Annotated in this window: 28 protein-coding genes and 1 riboswitch; of the genes, 17 read left to right on the top strand and 11 right to left on the bottom strand. The window is 51.1% G+C overall.

The window, feature by feature from the left end; genetic code table 11:
• Window positions 1–328: 328 nt before the first annotated feature.
• Entirely contained in the window at window positions 329–862 is a 534-nt protein-coding gene (locus tag NYE70_RS12035) for a methylated-DNA--[protein]-cysteine S-methyltransferase (protein WP_341046163.1), read from the bottom strand.
• 1 nt (window position 863) lies between these two features.
• Complete coding sequence (locus NYE70_RS12030) at window positions 864–1454, bottom strand: bifunctional transcriptional activator/DNA repair enzyme AdaA (RefSeq protein WP_341046162.1); 591 nt, start codon at window positions 1452–1454, stop codon at window positions 864–866.
• 156 nt (window positions 1455–1610) lie between these two features.
• Here NYE70_RS12030 and NYE70_RS12025 point away from each other — a divergent pair, with 156 nt between their 5' ends.
• A complete protein-coding gene (locus NYE70_RS12025; protein ID WP_341046161.1) occupies window positions 1611–2153 on the top strand; it encodes a hypothetical protein in 543 nt (180 codons plus the stop codon).
• On the top strand, window positions 2150–3466 hold the full coding sequence (nagZ, locus tag NYE70_RS12020; RefSeq protein ID WP_341046159.1) for a beta-N-acetylhexosaminidase: 1317 nt from the start codon (window positions 2150–2152) through the stop codon (window positions 3464–3466). Before NYE70_RS12025 ends, nagZ begins: the two co-directional genes overlap by 4 nt.
• A gap of 407 nt (window positions 3467–3873) precedes the next feature.
• Here the strand turns inward: nagZ and NYE70_RS12015 are convergent, their stop codons facing one another.
• Window positions 3874–4182: an MGMT family protein gene (locus NYE70_RS12015; RefSeq protein ID WP_211023453.1), complete on the bottom strand. Its 309-nt coding sequence runs from the start codon at window positions 4180–4182 to the stop codon at window positions 3874–3876.
• 48 nt (window positions 4183–4230) lie between these two features.
• On the opposite strand from NYE70_RS12015, the gene NYE70_RS12010 reads away from it, so the two are divergent.
• The 6 genes from NYE70_RS12010 (at window position 4231) to NYE70_RS11985 (ending at window position 7978) form a co-directional block, all read left to right on the top strand.
• Window positions 4231–4785 (top strand): GNAT family N-acetyltransferase, encoded by a 555-nt coding sequence (locus tag NYE70_RS12010; RefSeq protein WP_211023451.1) that lies wholly within the window; start codon window positions 4231–4233, stop codon window positions 4783–4785.
• A gap of 1 nt (window position 4786) precedes the next feature.
• Window positions 4787–5293: a GNAT family N-acetyltransferase gene (locus NYE70_RS12005; protein ID WP_341046156.1), complete on the top strand. Its 507-nt coding sequence runs from the start codon at window positions 4787–4789 to the stop codon at window positions 5291–5293.
• 98 nt (window positions 5294–5391) lie between these two features.
• The gene (locus tag NYE70_RS12000) at window positions 5392–6183 is read left to right on the top strand and encodes a DUF1361 domain-containing protein (protein ID WP_341046155.1); all 792 of its coding nucleotides are present in this window, start codon (window positions 5392–5394) and stop codon (window positions 6181–6183) included.
• Window positions 6137–6580, top strand: a complete 444-nt coding sequence (locus NYE70_RS11995; RefSeq protein ID WP_341046154.1) for an aminoacyl-tRNA deacylase — start codon at window positions 6137–6139, stop codon at window positions 6578–6580. Before NYE70_RS12000 ends, NYE70_RS11995 begins: the two co-directional genes overlap by 47 nt.
• A 77-nt stretch (window positions 6581–6657) precedes the next feature.
• Window positions 6658–7332: a potassium channel family protein gene (locus NYE70_RS11990; RefSeq protein ID WP_211023445.1), complete on the top strand. Its 675-nt coding sequence runs from the start codon at window positions 6658–6660 to the stop codon at window positions 7330–7332.
• Between the two features lie 31 nt (window positions 7333–7363).
• Complete coding sequence (locus NYE70_RS11985; RefSeq protein ID WP_341046153.1) at window positions 7364–7978, top strand: GNAT family N-acetyltransferase; 615 nt, start codon at window positions 7364–7366, stop codon at window positions 7976–7978.
• A gap of 122 nt (window positions 7979–8100) precedes the next feature.
• Here the strand turns inward: NYE70_RS11985 and NYE70_RS11980 are convergent, their stop codons facing one another.
• Both NYE70_RS11980 and NYE70_RS11975 read right to left on the bottom strand, forming a co-directional pair.
• Entirely contained in the window at window positions 8101–8910 is an 810-nt protein-coding gene (locus NYE70_RS11980; protein ID WP_341046152.1) for a histidinol-phosphatase, read from the bottom strand.
• Between the two features lie 36 nt (window positions 8911–8946).
• Window positions 8947–9849, bottom strand: coding sequence for a LysR family transcriptional regulator (locus NYE70_RS11975; RefSeq protein WP_211023438.1), 903 nt, complete (start codon window positions 9847–9849; stop codon window positions 8947–8949).
• 236 nt (window positions 9850–10085) lie between these two features.
• Here NYE70_RS11975 and NYE70_RS11970 point away from each other — a divergent pair, with 236 nt between their 5' ends.
• A complete protein-coding gene (locus NYE70_RS11970; protein ID WP_211023436.1) occupies window positions 10086–10547 on the top strand; it encodes a chemotaxis protein CheX in 462 nt (153 codons plus the stop codon).
• Between the two features lie 33 nt (window positions 10548–10580).
• On the top strand, window positions 10581–11357 hold the full coding sequence (locus NYE70_RS11965; RefSeq protein WP_213656169.1) for an SDR family NAD(P)-dependent oxidoreductase: 777 nt from the start codon (window positions 10581–10583) through the stop codon (window positions 11355–11357).
• A 278-nt stretch (window positions 11358–11635) separates the two neighbouring features.
• On the opposite strand, the gene NYE70_RS11960 is transcribed toward NYE70_RS11965, so the two are convergent.
• Both NYE70_RS11960 and NYE70_RS11955 read right to left on the bottom strand, forming a co-directional pair.
• On the bottom strand, window positions 11636–12493 hold the full coding sequence (locus tag NYE70_RS11960) for an IS3 family transposase (protein ID WP_341047575.1): 858 nt from the start codon (window positions 12491–12493) through the stop codon (window positions 11636–11638).
• A gap of 11 nt (window positions 12494–12504) precedes the next feature.
• Window positions 12505–12801 (bottom strand): transposase, encoded by a 297-nt coding sequence (locus NYE70_RS11955; RefSeq protein WP_211022752.1) that lies wholly within the window; start codon window positions 12799–12801, stop codon window positions 12505–12507.
• Between the two features lie 398 nt (window positions 12802–13199).
• On the opposite strand from NYE70_RS11955, the gene NYE70_RS11950 reads away from it, so the two are divergent.
• The 3 genes from NYE70_RS11950 to NYE70_RS11940 are packed head-to-tail and all read left to right on the top strand — an operon-like array spanning window position 13200 to window position 16754.
• On the top strand, window positions 13200–14726 hold the full coding sequence (locus NYE70_RS11950; RefSeq protein WP_341046149.1) for a DEAD/DEAH box helicase: 1527 nt from the start codon (window positions 13200–13202) through the stop codon (window positions 14724–14726).
• 60 nt (window positions 14727–14786) lie between these two features.
• Window positions 14787–15533: an ABC transporter ATP-binding protein gene (locus NYE70_RS11945; RefSeq protein WP_211023430.1), complete on the top strand. Its 747-nt coding sequence runs from the start codon at window positions 14787–14789 to the stop codon at window positions 15531–15533.
• Between the two features lie 3 nt (window positions 15534–15536).
• Window positions 15537–16754, top strand: coding sequence for an ABC transporter permease (locus tag NYE70_RS11940; RefSeq protein ID WP_341046146.1), 1218 nt, complete (start codon window positions 15537–15539; stop codon window positions 16752–16754).
• Window positions 16755–16947: 193 nt separating this feature from the next.
• On the opposite strand, the gene NYE70_RS11935 is transcribed toward NYE70_RS11940, so the two are convergent.
• The 3 genes from NYE70_RS11935 to NYE70_RS11925 all read right to left on the bottom strand — a co-directional run bounded on the left by NYE70_RS11935 (window position 16948) and on the right by NYE70_RS11925 (window position 19198).
• Window positions 16948–17064, bottom strand: a complete 117-nt coding sequence (locus NYE70_RS11935; protein ID WP_211023426.1) for a YjcZ family sporulation protein — start codon at window positions 17062–17064, stop codon at window positions 16948–16950.
• A 110-nt stretch (window positions 17065–17174) separates the two neighbouring features.
• Window positions 17175–18470 carry an aminotransferase class I/II-fold pyridoxal phosphate-dependent enzyme gene (locus NYE70_RS11930; protein WP_213656165.1) on the bottom strand — a complete coding sequence of 432 codons (1296 nt, stop codon included), beginning with the start codon at window positions 18468–18470 and terminating at the stop codon, window positions 17175–17177.
• A gap of 113 nt (window positions 18471–18583) precedes the next feature.
• On the bottom strand, window positions 18584–19198 hold the full coding sequence (locus NYE70_RS11925) for a pyridoxamine 5'-phosphate oxidase family protein (RefSeq protein ID WP_341046145.1): 615 nt from the start codon (window positions 19196–19198) through the stop codon (window positions 18584–18586).
• 147 nt (window positions 19199–19345) lie between these two features.
• On the opposite strand from NYE70_RS11925, the gene pdxR reads away from it, so the two are divergent.
• From pdxR to NYE70_RS11910, 3 genes are all read left to right on the top strand, one after another.
• Window positions 19346–20818: a MocR-like pyridoxine biosynthesis transcription factor PdxR gene (pdxR, locus tag NYE70_RS11920; RefSeq protein ID WP_341046144.1), complete on the top strand. Its 1473-nt coding sequence runs from the start codon at window positions 19346–19348 to the stop codon at window positions 20816–20818.
• Window positions 20819–21094: 276 nt separating this feature from the next.
• Window positions 21095–21880, top strand: coding sequence for a helix-turn-helix domain-containing protein (locus NYE70_RS11915; RefSeq protein WP_211023418.1), 786 nt, complete (start codon window positions 21095–21097; stop codon window positions 21878–21880).
• Between the two features lie 479 nt (window positions 21881–22359).
• On the top strand, window positions 22360–23241 hold the full coding sequence (locus NYE70_RS11910; protein ID WP_290406540.1) for a hypothetical protein: 882 nt from the start codon (window positions 22360–22362) through the stop codon (window positions 23239–23241).
• Between the two features lie 13 nt (window positions 23242–23254).
• Here the strand turns inward: NYE70_RS11910 and asd are convergent, their stop codons facing one another.
• A complete protein-coding gene (gene asd / locus NYE70_RS11905) occupies window positions 23255–24049 on the bottom strand; it encodes an archaetidylserine decarboxylase (RefSeq protein ID WP_341046142.1) in 795 nt (264 codons plus the stop codon).
• A gap of 156 nt (window positions 24050–24205) precedes the next feature.
• Window positions 24206–24317: riboswitch (TPP riboswitch) on the top strand.
• Between the two features lie 108 nt (window positions 24318–24425).
• Here asd and NYE70_RS11900 point away from each other — a divergent pair.
• Window positions 24426–25058: an ECF transporter S component gene (locus tag NYE70_RS11900; RefSeq protein WP_211023414.1), complete on the top strand. Its 633-nt coding sequence runs from the start codon at window positions 24426–24428 to the stop codon at window positions 25056–25058.
• Window positions 25059–25060: the final 2 nt, after the last annotated feature.

Genomic DNA, 25060 nt, shown 5'->3' with positions numbered 1-25060 from the left:
CTTCATTTATCTTAAGCCTCTTAAATCCGTAATACATTATTAATACAGAAAAGACTAGAACTAATGGGCTCTTAATCATCAAATAACGCCTTAGCACGCAACGTAGCGTTGTCAGATGTATAATGGAGGAAGCCCAGACACAAACGCGCCAACCTTTAGATAAGTGATATCTAAGGCTGGTGCGTTTCGTGGATACCAATATGTTAGGTTAAATTATTTATAGGGTAACGGAGAATTTTATGAGAGATATAGATGCAGTGAGAAAGCAGCTTCTTATCTTTTGTTAATTTAAATTTCATACTTTATTTACATCCTCACACTCCACCACCTACCTCTCCCCCCAAACCCTACCCCCTCTCCCCTCAATCTCCAACAACCTACTCTTCATCTCAAGCCCCCCACGATACCCGGTCAGCCCCCCATTCTTCCCAATCACCCGATGACAAGGAATCGTGATCAGCACCGGATTGGCCCCGATCGCCGTTCCGACGGCGCGGACAGAGGATGGTTTGCCGATGCGGAGGGCGATGTCGGAATACGAAGCAGTTTGCCCGTATGGGATGTCGCATAGCGCCTTCCAGACAGCCTGCTGGAACGGGGTTCCCGTTGCTTCGAAGGGAACGGAGAAGCTCGTGAGTTTGCCGAGCAAATAGGCTTCGAGTTCGTCAGCATAAGGTTGAAGCCGGACTTCATCTCGGATCAGGGGACGACCGGGGAAGCGGCGCTTCGCCCAGTTTTCCAGTTCCTGCACATCTGCCCCTTGGGAGCCCACATAGCAAAGCCCTTGTTCCCCGGCGGCAACAATTAGGCTCCAATTTTCGTTAAATAGATGACTCCAGTAAATCGGGTCGTTCTGCGTCATATTAACTGCCCCCTTTTGAGATCGTAGTGTACAATGATCGATAGTTGGCCGGCGTAAGGCCGGTGAGTTTTTTAAACAACGTTATAAAATAAGGTGTATTGGAGAGTCCGACTTGCTTGCCGATCTCCGCCACCGGCTGACTCGTTGTCGATAAGAGCGACTTGGCCTGTTCGATCCGGATGTTTTGAATATACTCGACTGGCGTGACCCCGTTCACTTTTTTAAATGTTCTGTGAAGGTGATAAGGACTGCCATGGGCGAGGTCGGCGAGCAGTTGCAGGCTTAATTCCTCCATATAGTGCTTATCGATATATTCGGCCACCACCGAGATCCATTCCTCATCGGGAAGCCGCAGGCCGGTAGGCTTGCAGCGTTTGCACGGACGGTATCCGGCGGAAAGGGCATGATCGGCGTTCGGAAACACGGTGATATTTTCTCGATTGGGAGGCTTGGATTTGCAGGAAGGACGGCAGAAAATGCCCGTCGTTTTTACGGCGTAAAAGAACTTTCCGTCACTAGCGGCATCGTTCTGAATTATAGACAGCCATTGAGCCTCAGTCACTATATAGTCGGCCACATCATTCACCTCCACGCCCATTATACCCCTTGGCCTGAACGTATGTACTCATTTTAGGATGAAAAAGCAAGATAATGAAATTGCAACATATGGGCGTTATAATGGAATAAATCAAGTCTGGCAGGGTAATTTTAACTAGAATATCCACTTCAAATCCGGAGGAACCCGAACATGAGACAAAATATTCAAGTCCCTTTTGGCTATGAGCCGCCTGTCCCGAAACGAAAAGGTACGTTAATCTATTACGAAACATTCGAGAATACGTCCGAAGCGGAGCTGGAACGCGCCGTTTCGATTTTGGAGGAGCGCTCCTTCGGTACGCTGGTCCTGTATCCTCTTCATGAGGAGACGGTTAGACGAATGTCCAAAGAGCCGGTGCGTTCCTTTTATAAAAGGGAGGACGAGCTGCATGACTGGCGGCGGGCACGAATGCATGCGGATATCACCGTGGAAGGCTGGGAGGGGAAACGCAAAAAATACACGCCGATCGACTCGGCGCTCCGTTTTTTGGCGGAAAAATACCCCGCTCCTTACTTTCTGCTCATAACGCCGGAAACGGCGAATTTATTTGCATCCTTCTCTTCTTTTGAGGAATGGATTAAAAGCATTCGGCTTATTTTGACGGAGCAGCCTTCCGTTATTCATCCCCGACTGCAAAAATACGAGCATCGCTGGGAAACGGCAGAAGGACATGCCGGATTGGAGGAATTATGAAAAGAAATAAGAAGAAATGGTTGATATGGACGATGGTGTTAACTCTGATGATTCTTACGATCGCAGGATGTGCTCCCCGAAACTCGGCCTCTCCTGAGTCCGAGGGAACTGGCGTGAACCAGGGCGGGAGCGCGGCTCCATCCTCGCCCCCAACAAACGATCCGCAGCAGCAGGGGAACACGGAACCGACCCCACCGCAACAAGAGACGACGGACGCCGTTGCCGAACAACTGGATAAGTTGACCACTACCGAAAAGATCGGCCAGCTGGTCCTCGTCGGGATGGAAGGGACTGCACCGGACGAGCATACCCGTAAGCTGATTGAGACGTATCGTGTCGGAGGATTTATTTTTTATAAAGATAATATTGAAAATAGCGATCAGGCGCTGTCCTTGATTAACCGGTTGAAGGAGGATAACTCCGTCAACAAGCTTCCGCTGTTTCTGGGCGTGGACGAAGAGGGCGGAAGGGTAACCCGCATGCCTAAGGAATTCGCAAAAATACCGACTGCGGCAAGCATTGGGAATACAGGCGATCCGAAAGCGGCGGAAGACTTTTATCGGGTCATCGGCGACGAGCTGTCCGGTTTTGGCCTGAACCTGGATTTTGCTCCTGTATTGGATGTGAACAGCAATCCTGACAATCCGGTGATCGGGGACCGTTCATTCGGGGATACACCGGAAACGGTGAGCAAAATGGGCCTCGCAGCAATGGGGGGATTGAGCGGCAAGGGAGTGATTCCCGTGGTGAAGCATTTTCCGGGTCATGGGGACACCTCGGTGGATTCCCATCTCGGTCTGCCTGTAGTGAATCATGATCTGCAGCGGCTAAAGGAGCTTGAACTGGTTCCGTTTCAAGATGCGATTGAGAACGGCACGGATATGGTCATGGTTGCCCATTTGTTGCTGCCGAAGCTGGATCCCGATCACCCGTCGTCTTTTTCCAAAGCGGTCATTCATGATCTGCTCCGGGAAGAGCTCGGCTATAAAGGTGTTATTATTACGGATGATATGACGATGGGGGCCATTACGGAAAATTACAGCATCGAGCAGGCCGCGGTTGAGTTCATCACAGCAGGCGGAAATATCGTTCTGGTCGGTCACGACTATGACAAAGAAGAGGCGGTCATCCGGGCGATCACTAAAGCGGTCGAACAAGGGATCATCAGTGAAACGATGCTCGACGAGCGGGTTGGCACTATTTTGAAGCTTAAAGCGAAGTATAAGCTGAGCGGAGAGCCGATGAACGGGCCGGATGTAAAGGCGGTTAATGCCGCCATCAAAGAGGCGCGAAAGAATTACGGTTTGCAATAAATGGACTGGTTGCGAGGCGTTCTGTAAGGTGGCGGTGGATGGAGTAACGTTTGGTTTCGAGAGTTCTAACGGACACCACAGCCGTTATTGGGGGCAAATCAGCTTATTTAAGAATCTAACGGACATACAGGCCGTTATTCTGCCAAAAACAGGCCTATCACTCGGCAAAACCGCCGTTTAAGGTCCGTGGTGTCCGTTAGTTTACAAAAACAAGGGAAATGGGCCGAATAAGGGCCGCTATGTCCGTAAGCACATGAGAGGCGCCGTTAAAAGCCAAAGTTGCTCCCGGAAAGCCAGAAGCTACTCTCGAGGCCCAGCCCTCTTCCTCATACACTGGCCGCACACCAACCGCCCCATCAAGCGACTTCGCTAGCTCCTTACACGCACCAGACCCAACTAATATTCATTCAACAGGGCTCGTACTGATACTCGGCGAGGTCAATTCGCCCATCTTCCCGTACGGTGACCCCTTCCGCTTCCAAGTACATTTTTTGCAGAAAAAAAGACTCGTCATCCTTTACCGCAATCTCGCCTTGCGCATTGATGACCCGGTGCCACGGCAGACTATATTTGCTGCTCATCGAATGTAAGACCCGGACGACTTGCCGCGCCGCGCGCGGGCTTCCCGCCGCTCTGGCCACTTGTCCGTAGGTCATGACTTTTCCCTCCGGGATGGATAATATCACTTCAATAACTTGCATGGTAAACGGCTGCATATGGGCACTCCTTAAGTCATTAGATGAACTTTAGAATCGAGGCGGGTTATGAAACCTATTTTACACTCGGAACGGTTGGTTTTGAAAGTGCTGGACGAAAGCAATGCAGCGGACGTACTGGAATTTGTGCTGCGGAACAAGGAGTTTCTCGAACCGTGGGAACCCAAGCGGAGCGAGGATTATTACACACTCGACTATCAGGCGGATTTACTGGCCAAGGAATTCTCGCAATTCAGAAAAAGGGAACTTTATAAGCTGTGGATGTTCCGGAAAGAGGAGCCTGACCAGGTGATCGGTTCCCTTACGCTCAGCAACATCGTGTATGGCGTATTCCAGTCCTGTCATTTGGGCTATCGCATCGACCAATCGGCACAGGGCCGCGGCTTTATGACGGAAGCGGTAGCTGCGGTGGCGGATTACGCTTTTTACGAATTGGGACTGCACCGGATCGAAGCGAACATTATGCCCCGGAACAAGGCTTCGCTCAAAGTGGCGGAAAAGGTGGGCTTTTATCACGAAGGAGTGGCCCTGAATTTTCTAAGGATCAACGGAGTTTGGGAAGATCATATTCATATGGTGCTGCGAAACGAGAGGATTGAATGAAATGAACGTGAATATCAGGAACATCAAGGAAGAAGATGCGGGGGCTTTTCTGGAACTTTGCCTCCGTTTAGACAGGGAGACGGAATTCATGCTCCTGGAGCCGGGGGAACGGATGATCACTCCGGAAGAACAGCGGCAGAAAATCACTGCGTTGCTGGCAGCAGACGATTCGATGATATTCGTGGCCGAAATGGACGGGCAACTGGTCGGATATTTAGGAGCCTATGGCTCATCCTATCGAAGAAACCGGCATTCGGCGTATCTGGTACTCGGCATCTTGCAAACCTATTCAGGAAAAGGCGTGGGGACCGCGCTGTTCACCGAGCTCCACCGTTGGGCGGAAGCGAGGAACCTCCATCGGCTTGAACTCACGGTGATGGCTCATAATGCGGCGGCAATTGCTTTATACAAAAAGACAGGTTTTGAAATTGAAGGTTTCAAGAAGGATTCGATCCGCTTAGGCGACAAGTTCATTGATGAGCTTTATATGGCCAAGCTGCTCGCGTAGCAGCACTCCTGTCGTAACTATCTTCCAACTCCATACGTATATAGGCTGTAAGTATGGTGAAGACATAGAGAAGGATAAACAGACGGGAGGAAAGCAAAGTGCAGCAACAGCTTCGGCAATTAGGCTACCCCGCCAAGCTTTTTTTATATGCGGTTATGTTTGTAGCTACAGTCATAGGGATGAAATACGTGGCGGATACTCGGCTGCCGGGTGGGGGAAGACCGCCTTATTTATTTCTGGTGTGGAATACGTTCTTGGCCTGGATTCCGGCCGGACTTGCGATTGGTCTGGATTTGATCAGTCTCATGAGAGCACGGTTACTCAAAGGTATACTATTTCTTGCAGTAGGACTTGTGTGGTTTTTCTTTTATCCCAATGCGGCTTATTTAGTTACGGACTTATTACATCCGTTCGCGCGTTACCCAATCTCTTCGACAGGCAGATTCTGGTCGGAAATGTTATTCTGGGACCATTTATATACCGTGCTTTTCGTGGCCTTGTTGGGACTCGCTCTAGGCTCGGTCTCGCTGGCTTCGGTTCACCGGCTGGTCCGCAATGCCTTCGGCCGGATTACCGGATGGATCTTCGCGCTTGCCGTACTCGCCTTTAGCAGCTTCGGAATTTATCTGGGTCGCTTTTTCCGATTCAATAGCTGGGATCTTGTACGTCATCCCGGTCGGTTATTGAAGGATATTGCGGTGTATTTCACGAATATGGATAATTTGAGCCATGCGATCCATTTTTGTAAATGGATGTTCATGATTACTTGTTTTTGCTATGTTTTACTTTATTTGTTTGGTTCGATGCGTGGCAATCCGGTTCTAATCAAGAAGGAGAACGAACATGGAGAAACTAGTGCATTTCCTGCAAGAAAACCAGGTTCAATTTGAAATCCTAGGCCACGAAAAACCTATCGTATCCGCCCAAGATGGCGCCGACTTATTTGGAATTAAGCTGGGACAGACAGCTCCCACGCTGATTTTGAAAAATGATGAGGAGTATGCGGCTCTGATCATCTCGGGGGATTATGGGCGGGTCGATTTTGCCGGGCTTGCACAAAAGCTTGGTCTTAACAAGCTCAAGCTGGCGAAGCCCCAGGAGGTATTAGAAGTCACCGGTTTCACGATAGGGTGCGTTCCCCTATTAGGCCATGGATTGCCGGTTATTTTGGACTCTAAGCTGTTTAGGTATGAGTGGATTTTCGGCGGCACCGGGGTACCGGAAGCCACCTTGAAGATCAAACCGTCCGAAGTGGAAAGATTAAACAGGGTGATTGCCCGTCTTTAACAGATACTAAGCACGGCGGTTTGGGTAATGATGATCAGGATTCCCGCGGTGATGAAGAATCCGGGAGGTAGATCAAGATGCATTCATGGATCCTTTGGCTAAATGTCGTCGTGCTGATCGGGTTGGCGCTTCTTTTTTATTTGCTGGACAAGCGGGTAACCAGCCGGGTCATTTTGCTGGCCCCGATCCTGGTTTATGTCGCTGTTTCGCTGGAGGATCTTCTCGGCTGGGTCGATTTCGGTTCGGTGCTGAAGTCCGACGCCTTGCTTCGGGCGATCATATTGTTGTTTGTCCTTGGCTCGGTCGTGTTCTATATCCTCTATATTTTCCGCGAAATTGCCGATTCCGCAGTGAAGCGGGAGGTCAGCCTGAAATCGGCCGTCATCCGGATCAGCATCGCCACACTAAGCTGCATCGTTTTTTTTACGGTGGTGTATACTTCGATATACAAGCTATTTAAAGGCGGCAGCTTTGCGGGAGACAACTTAGGAGAGGGCACGCTTTCCCAATTGATTACGTTTTTCTATTTCAGTGTGGCGACGTTCACTACAGTAGGTTACGGGGATGTAAGACCGGTAGACAATACGTCCCGCCTGGTGGTCGTCATGGAGATTTTTTTCAGCTTTATTACGGTAGCATATGCGTTGTCCATGATCGGAGTATTTCGGCAAATTTTCATGAAGGAAACGGGGAACCAGACACCGGACGAAGTTCTGGACGAGAACGAATTGGAAGAAGACGCCGGATTGTAGCCGAAGAAGAGCCGGAGAGGAGACGGTCAGGATGGACTTGCGGAATCATTTAAGGGAGAAGTTTCCGACACTGGAGAGTGAAAGACTGCTACTTCGAAAAATCGGGGCTGAAGATTCGGACGCTTTGTTTGGATGCGTCACCGATCCTTTGGTGCGCCGTCAAACTTCTTTTCAAAGGGGAACCCTGATGTTTCCCGCCCGATTGTTCCGTTATTTTGACGACACGTACCAAAGCCTGAGAGATCTTCACTTTGCGATTGAACGAAAGGAAAAGGGCGGCTTGATCGGCGTTTGCTCTCTCCAATTTTGGGCACCCGAAGCCGGGAAAGCGAGACTGGGCTACCTGCTTGCTCCCGATTTCTGGAATCGGGGTTTGGCGACGGAGGCGGCCAAATCGCTGCTTAAGTTTGGATTTGAGACATTGCGCCTGAACCGGATCGAAGCGAGATGCAGCGTCGACAATCCGGCTTCGGAACAAGTTTTGCGCAAATGCGGATTTTCGTTGATCGAGGACGGGGAAGCCACAAGTATAAATGTTTATCCGGGTAACGGGTCGGGCGAACCATTGAAATGCTATAATTTAACCCGTCCGGAACCTGCTGAGGAACAAAAGAGGATTTGTTACACAAATGAAATATACCTGTGATCAATCCCTAATAGTAAGAGGGTACACTTAATACATGACCCCCTTTTGAATATATTTGTCTTTTGGAATCCGGCGAGTAACGTGCGGGTTCCCTTTTTTTTGTCTGTTTAACTTAAAGGTATTTAAAGAGGAACAGCAACCCGTTGTTTATTTTTATAATAAACCCATTCGTCAAAACCGATCTCTTTCAGACGTTTAGCCACGTCTTCCCATTCGTCGGCTACACGCTTAGGCGTATGAGCATCGGAGCCAAAAGTGACATCCACCCCGAAATGGAGCGCGCGTTCCAATATGGAATCGGAAGGATACCATCCTCCGGACAGCTTCGTCTTGCCGGATGTATTGATTTCGATCGCTACACCGTGCTCCGCAATGACCTGCAAGGTTTCATCGATGACTTCGGCGGCGGGGATATCGGAAAAGGCCGGATAATTGCCCTTCATGGCATCGATATGGCCGAGGATCTGGAACATTCCGCTCCGGGCCGATTGCTGGATTAGTTCGTAATATGATTGTTTGTCCGCGATCCGCTGCTTTTCGCTCAAGCCCTTCCAACGTCTTTTATTGAAAATGCTAACCTCATTGACGCTATGAACGGAGCCGATGATATAGTCGAACGGATATTGGGACAGAACCTGGCGGTACGTTTCGGCGTGAGCCGGGAAAAAGTCGGACTCAATGCCAAGCAGAACATCGATCTTGCCCTCGTATTCTTGCTTCAGTTTCAATACTTCCTCGACATAATTTGCGAATTCCTTTTTGGCCATTGCGATATGGGGAAAAGGGTGCTCCTCGGGGTTACCGAAATACGGCGTATGGTCGCTGATTCCGATGACCGACAGTCCGGCAGCAATGCCGGCTTCCACGTAATCCCGGATGTTCCCGTCGGCATGGCCGCAGCGAAAATGATGTGTGTGCAGATCAAACTTCATGCTGTGTCTCCTTTCGTCTAAACAAGCGGATTAGGATTATTCAGAGCTGATAAAGTGGGTCTCCGGCATGCCTTTCAGATCGCCTAAGAACTGTTGCATCGCGGAGTTGACGTATCTGCTGGATTTATAAATAACACCTACGGGATGTGTAACCTCCAGTTCGGGAATGGACACTACCTTTAAGGATCCCTGCCGCAGTTCACGGAGAATGGATTGCCTGGAGATGATGGCCGCTCCCAGATTGATTTCGACCATCCGTTTTACTTCCTCGCTGCTGGACAGCTCCATGACGATATGAGGCTCGATGTCATGCGCTTTGAACACTTCATCGACGAAGCGCCGGCCAACCGTATCCGGGGACAGCATAATGAGCGGAACTTCACGCAGGGAATCAAGGGTGGGAATGGTTTTGCCTGCCAATGGATGGAGCGGAGATACGACGAGTTCAAACGTATCGTAATAAAGTACCGAAGAAAGGACCTGCGGGTTATTTTCAATCAAATAACCGATCCCTATGTCGACCATTCCCTGCTCCACGTTCTGATAAATCAGGCTTGAGGGCATGGATTGAATTGTCGTTTTGATTAAAGGAAACTGATCCTGAAAATAAGACAGAATCCGCGGTAAAATCTGAATGGCGATGGAGGTCGTTGTACCTAGGACTATATGCCCTTGCGGCGTGTGCTCCAAGTCGGACAATTTTTGCTTGAGTTCTTCGACAATATCTAGTATTTGCTCTGCCTTTTCGAGAAATACCTGTCCCCGATCGGTCAATGTTACAGGTTGATTGCGATCGACGAGCACGGTGCGAAATTCGTCCTCCAGGCTTTTGATCTGCGCGGATACCGCAGGCTGGGTAAGATTAAGCAGTTCCCCGGCTTTGCGGAAGCTTTTTGTTTTCGATATCGTGATAAGCGTTTCCAACTGGCTGATATTCATGCCGAATCCTCCTTTCCTCCGTAGTCTTCATATTTAGTTAATTATAGAGGATTTTTCTTAATTAAATCAATTGCAGAGCCCTGACAATCATGGAATCGGAATCGAGCTATTTCGCTATAGAGGTTGCACCGTTCGATTTTTAATGACTTATATCTGGGAATAAAGTATAATATATTTCATCTAAAGTCGGGACTTTTGTATCGGTTAAGTACTTCTATGTGAAAAGGGGCGTAATAGTGAGAGCAGAAGTGATCAATCCTTTTCTGGAATCCGCATGTTCGGTAATCGAGCAGGTGATTCAAGTATCTCCATCTACCGGGAGTCTGGGCGTGAAGGATATCATGCCAGTTCAAGATCATATTTGGATCCAAATCGATATGACGGGTTATTTCAGCGGCATGGTCATGTTCGGATTGAAGGAAACGGTAGCCCTGCGGATCGTGTCCGCCATGATGGGCGGATTTGTTTTGACGGAAATGGATGAAATGGGCCAGAGCGCTATTTCGGAACTGGGCAATATGATCAGCGGCAACGCTAGCACGATTCTATCCAATCAAGGTTATGTCGTAGATATTACTCCTCCGCGAGTGATCAAATCGGAGCAAGAGAACCATTCCGGCGTTCCGCGGAAAGCACTGTGCATCCCGCTGCATATGGACGGAATCGGGGAACTGGATATTCAAGTCTTAATCTCTTAAAATGGACATGAAATGTCTGAAGGGATGAAGATCATGTCACTTAACAATAAAGTAATCGTCGTGACCGGGGCATCCAGCGGAATCGGAGCCCTGGCCGCGCAAATGCTGTCGGAGCAAGGGGCGACCGTGGTGCTTGCCGCAAGATCGGCGGATAAGCTCAAAGCGGTGAACTCCGGGATGATGGGGCCAAGTATGATTCTGGAGCTTGACGTCGGTAACGATGACTCGGTGGAACAAGGATTTAAGACAGTATACGCCGAGTTTGGACGTGTGGATTGTCTGGTTAACAATGCGGGGTACGGTAAGTTCGCCTATTTTGACGAGATGCCCTTGCAGGAGTTTGATGACATGATGAATGTCAATTATATGGGCATGGTTCGTTGCACGAAAGCCGTTCTCCCTCACATGAAAGAGGCGCGCTCCGGACGGATCGTGAACATCGCCTCCATCGCCGGGAAGATCGGCACCTCGAAATCGACGTCCTATACCGCGACGAAGCATGCGGTGCTTGGCTTTAGCAGCGCACTGCGCCAAGAGGTCCGGGAGTACGGGATTACGGTTTCAACGATCAATCCGGGACCGATCGATACACCGTTCTTTAACCTGGCGGACCCGGACGGTCATTACGTCGCGAACGTCAAATGGTTCATGATGAAACCGGAACGGGTGGCTAAAGCGATGGTATCCGCCGTTCGCACCGGAACGGCCGAGATCAATCTGCCCCGGATTGCGGGAGCGGGAGCCAAACTGTATCAACTGTTTCCCCGTTTGGCGGACCTTGTGAGTTATCGCATGTTGAATAAGAAATAAGGACATCGGCTGGCGACAGCCGATTTTTTTGTGGCTATGTAAGGGTGTGTTGTGGGGGGCGAGGTTAGGGGCTAAGAGAGCCCGCTTTGGCGAAAACCGGAGAGTATTTGGAGCTGAAAAATATTTAACTGTAAAACCTACAGTTATTTTCTCGTTTTTATCGAGTTCAGCCGAATTAACTGTAATTTCTACAGCTAATTCAGTGAAACGGACGAATAATTAGTTGGTTTGGATAAATTAACTGGAGGTTTGCTCTTCTGTCAACAAAGTGGACACCCTTAAGCTGTAAATTGGTAGTACATCTGTTCAAAGCGCACCGGTGACATGTAACCAATTGTGCTATTTGAGCGCTTGCGGTTGTAAAAGAACTCAATGTAACGATACAGCTTCTGTTGAGCCTCTTCCTTGGTCCTGAATTTTGGCCTGCTGTAGATGAATTCACGTTTTAAGATGCTGTGAAACGCCTCGATGCAGGCATTGTCATAGCAGTTACCTTTACGACTCATGCTTGGCTGTATGCCTAAGCGTGCCAGTTGTTCACGGTACTCCTTGGAGGCATACTGGGAGCCGCGATCGGAATGGTGAATTACACTCTTTGGCTTCTTAGCCTCGTACGCCTGATTTAGTGCTTCAAGGACGAGGTCCGTCGTCATTTTATCGCTGAGCCTCCATCCAACGATCTGTTTTGTATATAGATCCAAAATGCTGGCAAGGTACAGCTTTCCCTGGTAGCAAGGGATGTAGGTAATGTCAGCCACCCATTTTTCATTAGGCCTGGTGGCAGAGAAATCCTGATCCAGTACATTCGGTGCGATGGGCATATCGTGATTGGAGTCTGTGGTGGTGACTCTGAATTTTCGAGCCATGCACGAGCGCCACCCATTTTCGCGCATGATGAGGCCGACGGTTCGTTCCGATACCGTCCATCCTTCTTTTACCAATTCATTGTGTATCCTTGGGCTGCCGTAGATTTCATCGGAATCGTAAAAATGCCATTTAATACGTGCTACGAGTTTCTCTCGACGCTTCTCTGTCTCGGAGGCTTCGGATGCCTGCCACTTGTAGTATCCACTCCGGGAAACTTGCAGCACTTTGCACATCTTCTCCAATCGAAACTCGGAGCGATGATCTTCGATGAACTGGAACCTTAGTTCTTTTCTTTCCCGAAGATGTGCACGGCCTTTTTTAAAATTTCGATCTCTTCTTTCAGGTCCGCGATCTCACGTTTTTGGTCTTCAATGAGCTGGGATTGCTGTCGAAGTGATTCTCCTTGGTTTACCGGTTCATTTTCAAACTCACGGTACTTACCCACCCAGTTTCTCAACGTACCGGGATTGATGTTCAGTTCGTCGGCCACCTGCTCCAACGTCTTCGTCTGCTCTTGCACATACTTTACGGCTTCACGCTTAAATGTTTCATTGTATCGTTGCCTAGACTCACTCATTCTCGACACCCTTTCTGCCTCAATAGATTTATTATCTGTGTGACATTAAGAGGTGTCTACTTTTTATTCTAGCTGCAGTTTTGCAGTTAATTTGTTTTTAAAGGCTAAAAGCTAAAAATTAACTGCAGAAAATACAGCTATTTTTTTATTTTGTACTAGTTAGCGAGTCAACGGACAACAAGTCAACGAGTTTAGGCCTGCCTTACTCAGCGGGAATAGTTCTCTTTTGTACTCAGCGTGATGAGGTTCCCCCCTCTCCACATTATTTGAACATTTTGCACGAAGGGCTGTATTTCAAAGGGAACCCACGATAGAGGTTTTTTATAATGAATTTGGTTGGATTAGGATTTTGGCATATAATGAAAATAATGATCTTTTTAAGATAAGGATGAACATTCATGACGATAACTACTTTTACCGGACTTGGAATCCATGAGGCGCTTGCCGCAAAATTAGCCGATTACGGAATAACGGAGCCTTCACCGGTACAGGCCGAAAGCATTCCTGCCGCGTTGGAAGGGCGGGATGTGCTTGCTCAATCGCAAACCGGGACCGGCAAGACATTAGCTTACCTTCTTCCGCTGCTGCAAAACATCGATGCGGATGCTAAAACGCTGCAAGGGCTTATTCTTGCCCCGACCCAGGAACTGGCGATGCAAATTGTCCGGGAAGCGGAAAAATACGGAGAGTCACTGGGAGTACGGGTACAAGCCCTGATCGGCGGCGCGGCGATCAAGCGCCAGCTTGAGCGGCTGAAGCTGCATCCCCAGCTTATCGTCGGGACGCCGGGGCGGATCCGGGAGATCGTGGCCTTGCGCAAGCTGAAGCTGCACACGGTCCGTACGGTTGTCGTCGACGAGGTCGACCAAATGTTCCAGCTCGGCGGCACAGCCGATCTCGAGCATATCCTTCGCGGGACGCTGCGCGAACGGCAGCTTCTGTTCCTTTCGGCAACGATTAACCCGGAAATCCGGACGCTGGCCGGCAAGGAAATGCGGGAACCGGTAGAGGTCGGAATCGAACCGGAGCATCGGACCTCGAAGAGTGTGGAGCATCTATACTTTATCAGCGATCGGGACAAAATCGATACTTTGCGTCGGGTGATCCGGCACTACGATCCGGCCCGGTCCATCGTGTTCATCAACAACACGGCGGATATCGCCGAGGTTGAGGCAAAGATGAACTTCGTCGGATTAAGCGCAGGCGCGCTGTATGGTGATGCGGACAAAACGGTCCGAAGCGTAACCCTCCGCAAATTCCGCGAAGGGAAAATCCGGGTGCTCGTGGCTACGGATGTTGCGGCACGGGGACTCGACATCGAAGAGTTGTCCCTTGTTGTCAATCTAGACCCACCGATCGATGCGGAGCACTATGTGCATCGGGTTGGCCGGACCGGACGGATGGGCCGTAAAGGGCTGGCCGTGTCGATCATCGCGCCGAAAGAGCAATTTATTATGCGTAAGTTCTCACGGGAGCTGGGTATCGATATTTTGGAGCGCGGGCTCTTTGGCGGCCGGGTCATAGATCCGAGTGATCAATCTGGCGGACGCAAGGGCGGACAACGGCAGGGGCAGAGCCCAGGCCAGGGTCGTGAACAGGGACGAGAGCAGCAAGGACGAGAGCAAGGACTATACCAAGGTCAAGAACAAGGAAGAGACCAAGGACGAGACCAAGGAAGACGAGTCCAATCCGGAGGAGCTGAAAATGGCGGAAGAGCCAAGGCTCAAACCGGCTATGTTCCATCCGAGCGCGAAAATGGCGTACCTAAGGAATCTGCCGAACGCGATGCGGTCCGACCGGCCCGCACCAGTTCCGCCGGAACGAGAAACCCGGCTCCGGGAAGTGCCCGCAAAAACGACCGCAAGCAGGACCGCAAGAATAAAGGCGCTCCTAAGTGGCTGAAAGATAAACAGTCGCGAAGCTAGCTTTTGCAGAAAAATCAAACTGGAATCGGATGAATCAATATTTATTGAGGGGGAGCCGTTTTGAGTGAGACGCCCGTATTGCAAATTGAAGAGCTGACCGGGGGGTACAGCCTCGGGCGCCCGGTGCTCCATAATATTAACTTCGAAGTGAAGCCGGGGGAAATGGTTGGCCTAATCGGATTGAACGGGGCCGGGAAAAGTACGACGATGAAGCATATTCTCGGGCTGATGACTCCGCATCGCGGCGGGGTAGCTGTACAGGGGAAGACCCGGGATGAGGACCCGGAAGGGTACCAGAGCTCGCTGGCTTTTGTCCCGGAGTCTCCGATGCTGTATGAGGAGTTGACCGTACGGGAACATCTTGAGTTTGCCGCCCGGGCTTACGGGGTGGGGACCGAGGATTACCGTGAGAGAAGTCAGCGGCTGCTTAAACTTTTTCATATGGAGGAAAAGGCGGACAGCCTGTCCATCCATTTGTCCAAAGGTATGAAGCAGAAGGTCATGATCATGTGCGCGTTCGTTGCTCGGCCGCCGCTGTATATCATCGACGAGCCGTTTCTCGGGCTTGATCCGCTGGGCATCCGTTCGCTGCTTGATTTCATGATGGAAATGAAAGAGGCGGGAGCTTCGATCCTGCTTAGCTCGCATATTTTATCCACGATCGAGAATTACTGCGACCGCTTTATCGTGCTTCACCGCGGAGTGGTTATCGCGCAAGGATCATTAACGGAAATCGCTCAACAGGCCGGCATGCCCGGAGCGGCGCTTGAGGATATTTTCTACAGTTTAGTAAAGGGCGGAGAATAAACCATGAAGCTTCGAGAGCTGCGCAGCCGGCGCAAGTCGTCCTTCTGGAGTAAAGTGCTCCCGTATCTGCCGTACGTCTTTCAGAGCGGAGTGGCGGTCCTCTTCCTGCTGCTGCTGATCGCATTTTCCGCCTGGTATACGACTTTCCTGCAAAATATGCCCACAGGTCTCCCGGTCCAATGGATCATGCTGATTCTGCTGGGCCCATTGACTGTATATTCCAGTTTTCGGACGTATGTGCAGCCGGCGGACGTTGTTTTTCTGCTGCCCCAGGAAACCGGGATGAAGGCGTATTTCAAGCCCGCGTTTCGCAGCGGTATCATTTATAAACTGATCGGGCTTTATATCGTTCTTATGATCTTATGGCCTATGTACATCCGCAGTGAGGCCGAAGTGAAGCTTCCGCTTTGGGTCGTTCTGCTCGTTCTGTTGTTTCTCAAGTTGTTGAGTGCCTATGGAGCTTGGCAGGAGCTGAGAATTTCGACGGCCCGGGCCAGAACCGGATACAGGCTGCTCCGGTGGAGTTTTATTTTGCTGCTGCTCGCGGCTTGGTTATGGCAACCGGCATGGAAGAGCGTCTTGTTCATGCTGCTGGTCGGTATCAATTATATACTCGCGTTGCGTTTCCCGATGAAGCATGCTGTTCCCTGGGAGAACCTCATTGCGGCGGAGAAGTCCGGCGCTGCCCGGGTTATGCTCTTACTCGGCTGGTTTGTGGACGTTCCCGCAGAAGGACAAAAAGTCGCCCACCGGCGCTGGCTTTCCAAGATCGGTAACGGTATTTCCTGGTCGCGCGAGGGAGCGTATCGCTTCCTGCTCGTCAAGACGTTTCTGCGCGGCGAGCTGCTTGGTATCGTAGTCCGTTTGACCTTGCTGGGCATGTTGGTCGTAGGTTGGAACGGGAAAAACTGGCTTGGCGCCGTGCTGTACCTGTTCTTTATTTTCCTGGCGGGTACGCAGTTGACCGCCCTTCGCCATGTTCATGGAGATACTCCCGCAGATGCTTATTACCCGATTCCCGCCGGCTCCCGGCAGAAGGAAGTCGTGGCTCTGGCCTCGCGCGTGCTGCTGGCGATCACAGTGTTGATGTGGGTACCGATGATATTTGCTCCTGGGGGCAATCTGACGATCCTTATCGGCAGTCTTGTTGTCGGGGTCGGCTTGGCCTTCGGAATGAAGTCTTCCTGGAACCGTAAATGGAAGGAAGAAGAAGAGGATTGAAACATGCGCGAGCATGATAGAGTAGGCAAGAGCATGTAAGAGCAGGCAAGAGCTCAAAAGCATGCAAGAGCACAAAATCATGCAAAAGCATTCAAGATCACAAAAACATGCAGAAGCATGCAAGATCTCAAGTACATGCAAAAGAAGACCGCCGGAACTTACTCCGGCGGTCTTCTTTACGTTTATAAATTTCTTATAAGAAAATGGTGCGGCTGATAATTACCAACAGAATAAAGAGTACCAAAATTACTCCTGTGCTAGTAAAAGCGCCGCCGTAGCCGCCTCTTCCTTCATCTCCAACTCCGCTCATGTACAATTCCCCTTTCTCAAAGAATAGATCGTTCGTACAAAATATTCTATGAGCAGGGCGTACTGAGTGCTTGGGCGGATATAACGGGAAGTTGCGTAAATGGGTTCAGCCTAGCCTTGCAAATCTTGAACGCCCCGGTATATGAGATCAAACAGATCCTCCAGATTCTCCTCGGCGATGCAGGAGAAGGCAATCCGCAGATCGGTATCGCCGAGGGCGATGGTGCCTACGCCATATTCGCGGATCAAATGCTGACGCAATTCTTCCGCATTCACCGTGCTCAGCTTGAGGCACATGAAGTAACCCGAATTGAAAGGGTAGTATTCCCATACATTTCCGTATTTGCCGCTGTCCAGCAGGGCTTTGACTTTGTTGGCGCGGCCTTTCATGACCTTGAATTTATCTTCCTTCTGAGCTTCAAACTCCGGAGACTTCAAGGCTTGAAGCACAAAGGTCTGGGAAGGATGGGCGCCGCTGGATACGGTCGCACGGATAATGCCGATCGTTTTTTGCTCCAAGGCGGCCAGAACTCCCGCTTCCTCGGCGGCATAAGTGATGAACCCGACCCGGAATCCCCATACGTACTCTTCTTTTGTAGCGCCGTCAACCTTGACAGGCAGAATGCGCGGATGGCGTCCGGCCAGCTTGCCGAACAGCGATTCCGACAAGGAGTCCTCGAAGAACAGTCCGAAATAGGCATCATCGGTAACCACCACGACGTTGATTCCCGCTTCGGCGGCTTCCGTGACAGCGTCAATGATCTCTTCGCCTTCCTTGGCTCCCGGCGTGTATCCGGTCGGGTTGTTCGGGAAGTTCAGAATGACGATCGCTTTTCCCTTGTCCTTTTGGGCCAGGAGAGCTTCGCGCAGGCCTTGGCTGTTGAATCTCATATCGTCGGTAAACAGCGGATAGTTGACGATCGAGCCGTGACGACGGATGCCGAACGTCAACTCGTAGTTTTCCCAGTTTTTATCCGGATAGATGACCGCATCGCCTTCATCGACGAACAGGTCGGCAACGATGCTGAGGCCGTGGGTAAGCGCGTTGGTAACGACGGGATTGCCGAAGCTGCGGTCAGCAAGTGACGGGTTTTCCCGGATCATTTTTTCGCGCCATACGGTGCGAAGCTCCGGTTTGCCGGCCGGAGGCGCATAAGGGTACAAATCCTGCGGCTTATAAGCGGACAGGGTGTCTTGAATAGCGGCCAAATGCATCGGTCCGCCGTTCTCGGTTGCGATGCCGATCGTGGCATTGTATTTTTTCGCTCCGGCCGTCGCTTCAGCGGACTGGCTCAGAATGCCTTCTTTCGGAAAATAAATTTCCTTGCCAAGAGTGGACAGCATTTCGTACACATGGATATTGCCGGACTTCAAATTCTCGTTTAACTGCTCCGCGAGTGGGTTCATCACGTTTCATCCTTCCGATCGGGTTTGATAATGGACAGTTCCGTTTTGACTGCCTAACATTATATCATTTCGTCCCATTACCGTCACGGTCAAATCGCGCTCTACCCGGGAATTCAAGCATGCCGCGGACAAAATTTCTTCATTAATTCAATCGTTTCGGGATCGAGCGGAAGGTTCCGCTCCTGAAGCCCGTCCATAACCCCGGAAAACTTCCGTTCGTTCATATTTTGTCCAAATTTGAATTTGGCGCTGACCGCTTCGGGAACGATTTTAAATAACGCGACGCTCTTAAGCTGTCCGGTATACTGAGGATCGTCGGCCCGAATAGGGTCGTAGCCGCCTTCCGGCTGAAGCTTCTCCATAAATAGAGTCAATGCCGTCGCTTTTTCCTCCGGATCTTGAACTTTTTCCGCTCTGCCCCGGACCATTACGCTCTTGAAAAAGGCGGAAGCCGGACAAGCCAGATTCGGATCGGTAAAATAAGACGGAATGATCGCATATTCCTTGGCTACCGTAAAGCTCACTCGCGGATCATGCGCAAGATGCTTCATCTTCTCCCCGGCCAAGCTTCCATGAAAATAAAAATTTTGTCCGTCATACGCAAAGTTGAGCGGGGTTACCCGGCTCCATCCGTCCTCTCCGACCGTGCCGAGAAATCCGAAGCTCATCTCCTTCAAAAAGGCCTCGACTTCCTGTGCTTCCTCTACTGCAAATTCTTTTCTTCTCATTTCAGTTCCCCTCCGCTTGAATGGGTTGCATTTCGATTTCGAACAACCCGTATATTTCTAACAGTTTATTTCCGGAATTGACATAAAAAAAGAACCAATTTACATTAATTTTAATAGTCCACTTTGAAAATTCGAGGAGGGTTTGGTTTGAACTTCTCCATTCCGTTAGATGTTTATAGCGAGCAGTACCGGTATAAATATCTCGCTTTATATCATGCGATCCGGGCTGCCATTCATGACGGAACTCTCCCGGCGGGCACGCGTCTTCCTTCTTCTCGGGAATTGGCTGAGATCTACGGCTTGTCCCGGGGAAGCGTGGCCCATGCTTACGACCTGCTGCAAGCGGAGGGTTACGTCCATTCCGAGATGGGAAGCGGAACGTTCGTGTCCAAGGTGATGCGGCCCAGTGCAGAGCCCGGCGGGGAGGCGGCGGAGATCTCCTTGTCCCCCTGGGGGACAAGGGTGATGGAGCAGGCGCCGCCGGATGATCCGGGAAGTGGCGAGCCGGAGAGCGGTCCCGCGAGCGGCGTCATTTCGTTCAAGGACGCCGGACCATCGGCGTCCGCATTTCCGCACGCCGAGTGGAAGAGCGCGCTCGCCTGGGCCGCCCGGGAGAAGCGCGGCCCAGGCGGCCCAGGCGGCGGACCCGCCGCGGACACGGCGGCGGGCGATCCGGAGCTGCGCGGCGCCATCGCAGCGTACTTGCGGCGCAGCCGCGGCATTGCGGCAGATGCGGAGCAAATCTGCCTGTTCAATGGCTCGATGCAGGCGATTATGCTGCTCACCCAGCTGCTGCTGGGTGAGGGCGAGCAGGCCGTGCTGGAGGACCCGTGTTACCACGGGATCTCCAAGGCGGTGGCCGCCTGCGGAGGGATCGCCGTCCCCGGGACGGTGGACGGCAATGGCATCATCCCGCGCGATTGGGACGCGCGGGTGCTGTTTGTAACCCCCGGTCGCCAGTTCCCGACCGGGGCGGTGCTCTCGCCTGAGCGGCGGCAGGAGCTGCTGGCGTGGGCCGCGGCGCGGAATGCCGTCATCGTCGAGGACGACTATGACACGGAATTCCGCTGGGGCGGCCGCCCGCTGGAGCCGCTCAAGGCGCTGGACCACGATGAGCGCGTCGTCTACATCGGCTCGTTCTCGAAGACGATGTTCGCCTCCTTGCGCATCGGTTATGCCGTGCTGCCCCGCAGCCTGGTCCCGCCGGTCCTGCTGGCCAAAGGGCTTTACGAGCCGGTGCCCCCGGCCCGGCTGGAGCAGCGGGCGCTGGCCCGCTTCATGCGCCGGGGCGATTACGAGCGGCATCTGCGGCGGATGCGCAGAATTTACAGCGCGAAGCAGGAGCTGTTCCGCCGCACGCTGGAGGCGGAAGTCCCTGGTTTATTCGCGCTTAAGCAGGCGGATGCGGGTCTGTTGTTATTTGCGGATTGGCTGCGTTCGCCGGAGAAATATGCAGCTTTTAAGGAGGCGGCCCGGAATCGTGGCGTGCAATTTAGGGACGGTGACGTTTACCGGTTGACCCCCGGCCCGCCTGCCGCTTGCTTCAGCCTTTCCCATCTGGAAGACGACCAAATCATAGAAGGCTTATTTCGAATGGCTATTGCGTGGAAGGATATTTAAGAAATTTGCGATTAGGAGTATAATCGAAATAATACTTGCTGTATTTTTATGCAGGTATCATTCAAATTCTAAGAGTGCGAGTTCAAAAAGTCAGGTTATCAGGACCAAGAAGGTTGGATGAAGCTAGGGACTGAGTAGCGGAGCGTACAAAAGGTACGTGAGCAACGGAAGGCTCGGCTGAATTCAAGATTCGACGTCGAATCCGCTTCATGATCTGCTTCGTCGTGGAAAGATGACTTTTTGAACAACCTCTAATAGTCTTCAGGAGGTAAGGAGATGCTCCATATATCCCCGTCCTCGTTCATTTTGAAGCCGGCCTTTGCCAAGATCGTATGCGAACCAGGTTGGAAATGGCATAAGCGGGAAAAAGCGCTGCAAAACTACGATTTATTCTATGTATGGAGCGGCGAAGGTACGGTGGTTTTGAACGATCAACCCATTCAGGTCGGCCCGGGAAGCTGTTTTTTGTTCCGCAAGGGCGATCATACGAGCGCTACGCATAATCCGCAGCGTCCGTTAGTTTTAACTTATATTCATTTTGACGTCGACGAGCCTGTCACCGAGGTACCTTCATCTTACCGGAAGCTGGAGGATAGGCTGGATTTTGAATACATGCTTTCGCGTTATGTCCGGCTGTTTTTGGTTAAGGCGTACGGAGCCGAAGAGGAAGCGCGCCTCATTTTAAAGCAGCTGCTGATTTATTTACTCCGGGAAGAGCGGGAAGTGCCCCGGGAGAAAAAAGTAAGCCATCAACTGAACGAAGTGATTCAAGAGGTGGCGAATTATTGCTCGCAGCACCCGGGGCTGCCGCATAAAGTGGAAGATTTAGCGGCGCGTGCCGGATTGTCGCCAAGATATTTCTCGATTAAGTTCAAGGAAATCATCGGGTTATCCGTGCAATCCTACATCATCAAGACCCGGATCGACCGGGCCCAGCATCTGCTTTTGCACGCCGGCATGAACGTTACCGAGGTGGCCGACGCGCTTGGATACCGCGATATTTTCTTTTTCAGCCGTCAGTTCAAGCAGTATACCGGAAAAAGTCCGTCCGAAATTCGCTGATTCTTGTTTCACCTTTATTCTTGGCGGGTAATTGTTTTTTATAGCCGAGGTCCGGGAGGAGGTGTACAGCAATGAGTAAGAGACGGCGGATGCGCAGCAGAGCATGTTCAGTACCGGGAAGCGGTATTTTTCGTTACCGTTTTCGTCGGCCAAGACGGTCCGACCGGGATGATGAAACCTGGTTTTAAGCCGATTGGCTGGGATATGATATGTCATTTCCAACATTAATTTCATGCGCCGGGAATTACGATTCCGGTGTTCAAATAAGATATGATTGATAAAGACGGTCGATCGGAGCTTGCTCTGGACGGCTGTTTTTTTATGGGGTTATTTAGAGGCGGCTGTCCTTCCGACTTTGGTCCAGGAGGAATCTGGTCTGCAGCCAGTGTTCATTTATCCTCCGGGGGATTACGATAGTAGCATCGATTTAAATGAGCGCACAAGAATACATAGAGAACCCCATATGAGGAGGACAAAGAATGAATACAAAATATAAACCGTTAGCGATTGCGGCGGCGACAGCAGTATTGGTTATGCTTACCGCTTGTTCGGGAGCGAACGAAAAAGCGAAGGAAATCGCCGAAGCGGCGACAGGGGCGATCGGGCAAACGGTAGAAAAAACCGTCGACGGTCAGGTAGAAAGACTGAAGGAAAACGGAACGACGCTGGAGCTTTCGGCTTCGGCACAAGGCGATTCGGCTTCAAAGCTTACGCTGGATAACAGTGTGGGAAATGTGGAGATTCAGGGGACGAAGGGAAACGAAGTTACGGTAAAAGCGAAGATTTGGGCGCACAAGAGCACCTTCCGTAAGGTTGATCTGCAAGAAGTGCTTGACCAGGCGGCCGTATCCATCACCCCTGAAGGAGAAGGGCTTATCGTATCTACACATGCGAAGGACGATCCGGACCGAAGTCTTTGGGAGTGGGCAAAAGAGAAATACAATTATTCCGAGTTCAGCATTGATTACACGATCGGTCTTCCCGAACATATTACCGATTTCCGGGTGACCAACAATGTCGGAGACATCACTCTTACCGGGCTGAGCGGAAGCTATGATGTTGATAATGACGTAGGCCGAATTGTAATTGTGGATGCGGGAATTACGGGTGAATCGAAGGTGAACACCTCAACGGGCAGTATCGAGCTTAGCATAGGACGGATGGAGAGCGGCGGGAATTTATATGTTAATGCGGATATTGGAAGCATTGAAGCCACGCTGGCCGATTCGGTGAACTGCGATCTGGAAACGAATGCCGATATCGGCGGGGTTGATGGGGCACCGAAAGGCAAGAGCAAGCGGGGAGACGGAGGTCCGCTTCTGTCGCTGAAGTCATCCGTAGGGGCCATTACCGTAAAGTAACTGGCCCCTCGGGTTATTTGGAAGGCGGGTAAAAGCGCCCCAGGAGTTCGCCCATCTTGACCTTTTGGCCGATGGCGTGCTCCGGGGACGGCTCGAAGGTGCCGTTCTCGGTCAAGAGCACCACTGTGGAACCAAACTCGAAGTAGGCCAGATCGTCACCTTGATTCCATCGCTCGGCTTGATCGTCGGTATAGCGGATGCTGCTTACGTTCATCGCTCCGACCTTGACCACGGCAATCTCTCCGCGTTCATGCGATATGTAAGTTATCAACCTCTCGTTGCGGCTGAGCACATATTTCATGTTCCGCATGCTGAAATCATTGACGGGATACACACGGCCTTTAATATGCTCGCTTTCCACCAAGGTACCGGCTACGGGAGCGTGAATCCGATGATAGTCGGTCGGGCTCAGATAAAGGACAAAGGCGTATCCATGCTCATAGGTCTGCGCATGCGGTGAATGGTTAAGCAAATCTTTCAGGGTGTAATCCTGGCCTTTGACATTCAGAATCGTGCCCGACCGGATTTCCCCCATAAAAGTAATGAGCGCATCGACCGGACTGATCAACCCGCCTTCCAGCTGAGCAATCGGCCGCATGCCGCTCTTTAGTTTTCTCGTAAAAAATTGGTTTAGCGTACGGTATTCTTTCAATTCCATCTCTGCCTCATGCAGCGGAATACCGTATGATTTTGCGAACCAAGGAATTAAATAGCGGCTCGCTTGCGAATGCGAGAACCGGCCCATTAGCCTGGAAATCCACTTTCGGGAGGTCAGTTCTGTCATCCATTTCATCCAGTTTGCGGCCAAGTCGTATCCCCCTAACACCATGATCAACGGGACAATAATCCCTTTTCCACTTCCGCTAATATTGACATAGAATAGGCTTGAAATCAACTGCGAAAGTGCCTTCTTGTTTTTTTGCTTGATTATTTGGAAGGTTCTAGAGTATATTTATTCCAATCGCATAAGGGATACGGGGGCTTGAGTGAATCAGGCTGAGATGGCAGCTTAACCCGCTGCAGACCGTTAATCTGAACTGGATAATGCCAGCGTAGAGAATCTAACGTTCCGGAATGCATGTTTATTACTCATGCTTTTCTCCCGTGGACCTAGCAACCGTCTGAGCTTATTCAGCCGGTTTTTTTGCGTCCAAACCACTATTTAGTCAAAAGGAGGATTTATCATGCAAGAGAGTTTGAATCAAGGAAATGGCCCTGGGGCGCCTATTCCCGCCCAGAGAAGGGGTCTGAAGCTGAGCGACATTCTGGTGACGATACTGGTATCGCTTGTGCTCGGAGTAATCTATCACTTCTGGTCTTCCGTCTACAAGCTGTTTTCCCCATTGTTCTTTCAAGCGGACGAACTGGTCTACGGCATGTGGTTTATTGCTGCAACCCTCGTCTTTCTGCTGATTCGAAAACCCGGTGTAGCTGTTCTGGCCGAAGTGGCGGCGGCCCACGTGGAGATTTTGTTCGGGAGCGAATGGGGGATTCAACTGGTGCTATACAGTGTGCTCCAGGGGTTAGGAGCTGAGCTCGTGTTCGCTTTGTTCCGTTACCGTAAATTTTCCGGCTCCGTGGCTGCTCTGGCGGGAGTCGGCGCCTCCGTGGGCTCTCTGATCCCCGATATTTATTACGGTTACGTCGCTGACTATAGCACTTGGATGCTCATTGCCAAATACTCGATGCGTGCAGTCAGCTCCGCTTTGATTGCCGGTTATCTGGCCTATGCTTTGGCTAAGGCGGTAGAAGCGACCGGCGTCACCTCGCTGCTTCGGCCCGTTGCGGCGAAGGATTACGCCGCATTGGAAGATTAACG

Source organism: Paenibacillus sp. FSL R5-0407 (assembly GCF_038009185.1).
Classification (GTDB): Bacteria; Bacillota; Bacilli; order Paenibacillales; family Paenibacillaceae; genus Fontibacillus; species Fontibacillus vini.
Note: the sequence above shows the minus strand (reverse complement) of the source record. Positions and strands in the feature narration are given on the sequence as shown.

Bases quoted from the DNA above. Each gene is read 5' to 3' on its own strand.
- NYE70_RS12035 (WP_341046163.1), bottom strand. From the start codon at position 862: ATGACGCAGAACGACCCGATTTACTGGAGTCATCTATTTAACGAAAAT.
- NYE70_RS12025 (WP_341046161.1), top strand. From the start codon at position 1,611: ATGAGACAAAATATTCAAGTCCCTTTTGGCTATGAGCCGCCTGTCCCG.
- nagZ (WP_341046159.1), top strand. From the start codon at position 2,150: ATGAAAAGAAATAAGAAGAAATGGTTGATATGGACGATGGTGTTAACT.
- NYE70_RS12015 (WP_211023453.1), bottom strand. From the start codon at position 4,182: ATGCAGCCGTTTACCATGCAAGTTATTGAAGTGATATTATCCATCCCG.
- NYE70_RS12010 (WP_211023451.1), top strand. From the start codon at position 4,231: ATGAAACCTATTTTACACTCGGAACGGTTGGTTTTGAAAGTGCTGGAC.
- NYE70_RS12005 (WP_341046156.1), top strand. From the start codon at position 4,787: ATGAACGTGAATATCAGGAACATCAAGGAAGAAGATGCGGGGGCTTTT.
- NYE70_RS11995 (WP_341046154.1), top strand. From the start codon at position 6,137: ATGGAGAAACTAGTGCATTTCCTGCAAGAAAACCAGGTTCAATTTGAA.
- NYE70_RS11990 (WP_211023445.1), top strand. From the start codon at position 6,658: ATGCATTCATGGATCCTTTGGCTAAATGTCGTCGTGCTGATCGGGTTG.
- NYE70_RS11985 (WP_341046153.1), top strand. From the start codon at position 7,364: ATGGACTTGCGGAATCATTTAAGGGAGAAGTTTCCGACACTGGAGAGT.
- NYE70_RS11980 (WP_341046152.1), bottom strand. From the start codon at position 8,910: ATGAAGTTTGATCTGCACACACATCATTTTCGCTGCGGCCATGCCGAC.
- NYE70_RS11975 (WP_211023438.1), bottom strand. From the start codon at position 9,849: ATGAATATCAGCCAGTTGGAAACGCTTATCACGATATCGAAAACAAAA.
- NYE70_RS11965 (WP_213656169.1), top strand. From the start codon at position 10,581: ATGTCACTTAACAATAAAGTAATCGTCGTGACCGGGGCATCCAGCGGA.
- NYE70_RS11955 (WP_211022752.1), bottom strand. From the start codon at position 12,801: ATGAGTGAGTCTAGGCAACGATACAATGAAACATTTAAGCGTGAAGCC.
- NYE70_RS11950 (WP_341046149.1), top strand. From the start codon at position 13,200: ATGACGATAACTACTTTTACCGGACTTGGAATCCATGAGGCGCTTGCC.
- NYE70_RS11940 (WP_341046146.1), top strand. From the start codon at position 15,537: ATGAAGCTTCGAGAGCTGCGCAGCCGGCGCAAGTCGTCCTTCTGGAGT.
- NYE70_RS11935 (WP_211023426.1), bottom strand. From the start codon at position 17,064: ATGAGCGGAGTTGGAGATGAAGGAAGAGGCGGCTACGGCGGCGCTTTT.
- NYE70_RS11930 (WP_213656165.1), bottom strand. From the start codon at position 18,470: ATGAACCCACTCGCGGAGCAGTTAAACGAGAATTTGAAGTCCGGCAAT.
- NYE70_RS11925 (WP_341046145.1), bottom strand. From the start codon at position 19,198: ATGAGAAGAAAAGAATTTGCAGTAGAGGAAGCACAGGAAGTCGAGGCC.
- NYE70_RS11915 (WP_211023418.1), top strand. From the start codon at position 21,095: ATGCTCCATATATCCCCGTCCTCGTTCATTTTGAAGCCGGCCTTTGCC.
- NYE70_RS11910 (WP_290406540.1), top strand. From the start codon at position 22,360: ATGAATACAAAATATAAACCGTTAGCGATTGCGGCGGCGACAGCAGTA.
- NYE70_RS11900 (WP_211023414.1), top strand. From the start codon at position 24,426: ATGCAAGAGAGTTTGAATCAAGGAAATGGCCCTGGGGCGCCTATTCCC.